The organism is Niastella sp. (genome assembly GCF_045805085.1).
Lineage (GTDB): Bacteria > Bacteroidota > Bacteroidia > Chitinophagales > Chitinophagaceae > Niastella.
Genome location: NZ_JBJMLX010000442.1, coordinates 1 through 5,415, shown reverse-complemented (window position 1 = coordinate 5,415; position 5,415 = coordinate 1). Strand labels below are relative to the sequence as shown.

At 46.6% G+C, this 5,415-nt stretch carries 3 protein-coding genes; all 3 read left to right on the top strand.

The genetic code is table 11. The features are described from left to right. Positions 1-2,944: SusC/RagA family TonB-linked outer membrane protein (locus ACJ751_RS23470; RefSeq protein WP_407747973.1), on the top strand; the 2,944-nt coding region annotated here is incomplete at its 5' end. Between the two features lie 10 nt (positions 2,945-2,954). Beyond that, positions 2,955-4,394, top strand: coding sequence for a SusD/RagB family nutrient-binding outer membrane lipoprotein (locus ACJ751_RS23465; RefSeq protein ID WP_407747972.1), 1,440 nt, complete (start codon positions 2,955-2,957; stop codon positions 4,392-4,394). 9 nt (positions 4,395-4,403) lie between these two features. Then, positions 4,404-5,415: peroxiredoxin family protein (locus ACJ751_RS23460; RefSeq protein ID WP_407747971.1), on the top strand; the 1,012-nt coding region annotated here is incomplete at its 3' end.

The window sequence follows — 5,415 nt, the reverse complement described above, 5'->3', positions numbered from 1 at the left end:
TGAAACACAACAAATTGTAATTGACTCAGCAGTTGAACAGCTGCTGATAGAGTTAACTCCTTCCAATAAATCACTCGACGCTATTGTAGTAACGGCGCTGGGTGTGTCACGGCAACGAAAATCGTTGGGCTATGCTACCCAGGAATTAAAAACAGCCGATATTTCAGAAGCAAAAGAATCGAACCTGGTAAATGCATTTGCCGGTAAGGTAGCAGGTGTACGGGTTACCAATACCCAGGGTGATATGGGTTCTTCCCGTATTATTATCCGCGGTGAAACTTCTATTAATGGCAATAACCAGCCTTTATTTATTGTAGACGATATCCCCGTAGATAACTCCCAGCTCGGTGCCGGCGGATCAAGAGATTATCGCAATGCTATTGCCGATATCAATCCGGAAGACATAGAGACCATCAGTGTTTTAAAAGGTCCCAATGCGGCGGCATTATACGGATCGAGAGCCGCACATGGTGTTATCCTGATAAAAACAAAGACCGGTAAAAAGAAACAGGGGGTGGGTGTTACCATCAATTCCAACACGACCTTGTCGGGCCTGTTGATCCTGCCCGAATACCAGAATGTATTCGGACAGGGTGCAGAAGGGAAGTTCAGATGGGTAGATGGAAAGAGCGGGGATAACGATTACGTGGATGAAAGCTGGGGACCCAAAATGGATGGACAACTGATCACGCAGTATTTCTCCAATGGGGTACCTGCGCCCTTTGTGCCGCATCCCAATAATGTACGGGATTTTTTCAGAACTGGTGTTCTTCTTACCAACAGCGTTGCGTTGGAAGGTGCGGGTGACAGTTATAATTACCGCATTGGCTTTGGTAATGAAAAGCAAACCGGTATTGTGCCAAACAGTGAGGCCCGTAAAAACAATGTGAGTTTTAATGCCCAGTTTAACGTTACGCCAAAAGTAAAGATTGGGGTAAATGCCAATTACATTATTGACAATGCGCCTAATTTACCCGGCGTGTCGGGCAAAAGATCCACCAGCACCATGTTGCAGTTTACCTGGTTTGGCCGGCAGGTAGATATGGAGGATCTGCTTAAAAATAAAGATGCCAACGGCGGATCGTATAACTGGAACAACAGTTATTACAGTAACCCGTTTTGGGTAGCCTATAATAATACAGTAAGTCAGCGGCGCAACCGGATCATTGGGGCGGTAAAGCTCGACTATGCCATCATTGACGGATTGAACTTTAGTTTCAGAACTGGCAGTGATTATTACAACGACCGCCGTAAACTCCGGATCGCTTATGGCACCAATGGTACACCCTTTGGCTCTTATGAAGAAGACGCATTCACCGTGAATGAGAACAATACAGAAGCCACCCTGCGCTACAACAAAAATATAAATGCCGATTTTAGTCTCGATGTACTGGCGGGCGGCAATATCCGGTCGAGATATTATGAAGAGAACGACCAGGTGGCGCCTAAACTGGCAGTAGCGAATGTATATACGCTCGCCAACTCGAGAGACCCGTTGGTATCATCGAACGTATATACCCGGTTAAAAACGATCAGTGCATTTGCCTCGGCGCAGGTAGGGTTCAGGAATTATGCTTTCGTAAATATTACTGCGCGTAATGACCGCTCTTCTACCTTGCCCGTACAAAACATGTCTTATTATTATCCCTCCGTAAACGCAAGTTTTGTATTGACAGAAGCCTTTCATCTCCAAAGCCACCTGTTGAATTATGCCCGTATCCGGGGTGGCTGGTCGAAGGTAGGCGCCGATGCAGAACCTTACCAGTTAATAAACACGTACAATTTTAACGCGCCATTTAATAGTAATCCGCAATTAACTACCACGGGCACCGATCAAAACCCTGACCTGAGATCAGAAAGCACCAACTCCACCGAGCTGGGTTTTGAGGCCGGTTTGTGGAACAACCGGGTACGCCTGGATGTGAGTTTGTATAATACCAATAGTATTGACCAGATCCTGAAAGTAAATGTAAGCGCTACTACCGGGTATACCCAAAAACTGCTGAATGCCGGTAAGATCAATAACAAAGGCATTGAAGTGCAGTTAGGCGTTACACCGGTTAAAAAGAGAGGATTCCAATGGGATATAGATATGAATTATGCGGCTAATAAAAGCAAAGTGTTGAAGCTGGATAATGAAGGCCGTTTGAAGAATTACGAACTGGGCTCTTACCGGAACATCCAGGTGATCGCAGCTGTTGACAAAGCCTATGGAACGCTGTTTGGCAATGCCTATTTGCGCGATGCAGCAGGTAATATCGTTGTGAACAACAGTGGCATTCCGCAGACTGATCCCAATAAGAAAGTACTGGGAAAATATACACCTGATTGGATTGGCGGGATCACCAATAGTTTTTCTTATAACAATTTTCATCTGGCCTTCCTGGTGGATGCCAGCATTGGGGGATCGCTGTTTGCCGGTTCCAATTCAACCGGAAGTTACACGGGTGTATTGGCCATGACCCTGCCCGGCCGGGATGCGGACCATGGCGGTTTGTATTATTACTATCCGGATAACAAAAAGACCAATGGTACAGTAGCCCTGCCCAAAGGCGGTTCTGCGCCCGCCGGCGAAACGGTGTATGAAGACGGGATGATCTGGAAAGGCGTAACCAGTAATGGAAATGCCAACACTACCATTATTCCCGCTTCGCAATATTACAAAGCACCCAGAAGTATCGAAGAGCAATTTGTATACAGTGCCGACTATGTAAAGCTGCGCGAGGTAAAGCTGGGATATACCATCCCTGCCAAATGGGTCAGGAAGATAAAACTGGTGAGCGCTACCGTTTCACTGGTGGGCCGCAACCTGTGGATCATTCACAAGAATGTGCCCAATATTGATCCCGAAACAGCATTTACCAATGGAAATGCACAGGGACTGGAAGATCTGACCAACCCCACCGTAAGAAGCTATGGCCTGAACATCAACTTCAAATTTTAAACGCAGCACAATGATCAGAAAGATAAAATGGATAGGTATTGCCGGAATAATGATGGTAGCGCTATCCTGTAAAAAAGACCTGGCGGAGATAAACAAAAATCCCAATGCCACCGAAAACCCGCAGCCGGATTACCTGCTCACCGCCTCCCAGAAGATCACCGCCGATCTGTATTGGGGCGCAGATAATAATTTCAATTCAACCCTGTTGATCATCCAGCACTGGGCGAAGATCCAATATACCGAACCTGATCGATATATATTCTCCAACAGCAGTTTTACCTCGCTTTGGAATGTGGCCTATGCACAAAGCATCACCAACCTCAATACCATTATTAAATTACCCGATGAAAAGGCAAATGTGAATTATAAGAACGTGGCGATCATCCTGCGATCATGGGTATTCAGTTTGCTCACCGATGCGTATGGCGACATTCCCTATAAACAGGCGGGTGATATCAAAACCAATCTTACTCCTGCCTACGACACGCAGAAAGACGTGTATTATGGATTGCTGGAGGAGCTGAAAAATGCATCCGCTGCATTGACCACAACAGGTAATGTTATTACCGGCGATGTGATCTATGGCGGAAAGATAGATCGCTGGAAAAAGTTTGCCAACGCCTTGCGGTTGCGCATAGCGCTGCGCTTGGCAGACCGCGAGCCGGAAAAAGCTAAACAAACGATTGCAGAAGTATTGAGCGATGCAGGCGGACTTATCAGCAGCAATGCAGAAACAGCGCAGTTTGTTTACAGTATTTCGCCCCAGCAAAACCCCATAAGCGCCTGGTTCGATACCAGGGATGAATTCCGCATTGCCAAAACCATGTTGGACAAATTAACTGTCCTGAATGATCCCCGCATTCCCGTGTATGCCAATAAGCCAACCGATACGACAGTAAAAACCTATGTAGGCGTACCAAGCGGGTTAACCACCAGCGATGCCAATAACCTGGGTCTGGCCAAAACCTCCCGGCCTGGCTCTTACTTCTTTGCGCCCCTGACGCCGGCTGTGATCCTCAGTTATGCTGAAGTGTTATTCGCCCGGGCAGAGGCCGCTGCCAGGGGATTTACAGCAGAAGACGCCAATGCATTGTATAAAGCGGCTATAACCGCTTCACTCAATCAGTATGGTATTACCGATGTTACTACTGTTAATAATTATTTAGGCCAGACAGCCGTACAATATGACGCTGCCAATTTTAAAAGATCCATTGGTGAACAAAAATGGATCGCCCTGTATGGACAGGGCCTGGAAGCATTTGCCGAATGGCGCCGACTCGATTATCCGCAACTAACGCCTGCAATAGCCGGCGTACTCGATAAACAAATTCCGGTGCGGTTGATCTATCCCGGTACGGAACAAGCGCTGAATGCCGACAATTATAAAATAGCGGTAACCAATCAGGGCACAGATAATTTGTTGACGAAAGTATGGTTCGACCAATATTAAACTATTAGTATGCGAAAACATCTCATTACCCTACTGACCGTTATGTCGCTTATGGCTTGCCTGTTATCGGCCTTTGAGGCCGGTGATAAAAAGCCCTTCCTGAGATCAGGTACATGGCGGGCTGTTTTACAAAGACCCGATGGGCAACAGATCATTTTCAATTTTGCCACTGTAGTTGAAAAGAATAAACAGCTGCTGTATGTAATAAATGGCAGCGAACGATTGTTGGTTGATAGTGTAAAAAGAGAAGGCGATTCTCTTTGGATTGACATGCCCTTCTTTGCCTCGCATTTCACCGCCCGGGTGTTGCCGGATGGCAACCTGGAAGGAATATACAGCAAGAGTTATGGCGATAAAAAACAGGAGATCCCGTTTTATGCCCTGTATGGAAACAGCGAACGTTATACCGCACCCGCCAAACCCGTTTATAACATTACCGGTAACTGGGACGCCACTTTTGGTAAAGGAAAACATCTGGTTCAGGCCATTGGGGTGTTTGAACAGACAGGTAATGGCAAAGTGACCGGAACTTTCCGAACGCCCACTGGCGATTACCGTTACCTGGAAGGGATTGTTAGTGGCGATAGTTTAAAATTATCAGGTTTTGATGGCGGTCATGTCATTTTATTTGTTGCCAAACTTGATAATGACAGTACAATAACCGAGGGCAATTATTATTCGGGACTGAGCGGTCATGAAACCTGGACGGCCCGCAAAAATGCCCGGGTGCAATTGCCGGATAGTTATGAACAAACAAAGTTAAAGCCCGGTGAAACCCGGCTCAACTTCCGTTCCCCCTCTACAAAGGGTGATACCATTTCCATCCAGGATGAACAGTATAAGAACAAGGTGGTAGTAGTGCAGATCCTCGGTTCCTGGTGCCCCAATTGTATGGATGAAACCGCTTTTTTAAGCGACTATTATAAACAGCATCGTAAGGAAGGCGTGGAGATCTTTGGTCTGGCATATGTACGTACCACCGATTTTGCCGGGGCACAAAAGGCGTTGGAGCCGTTCCGGA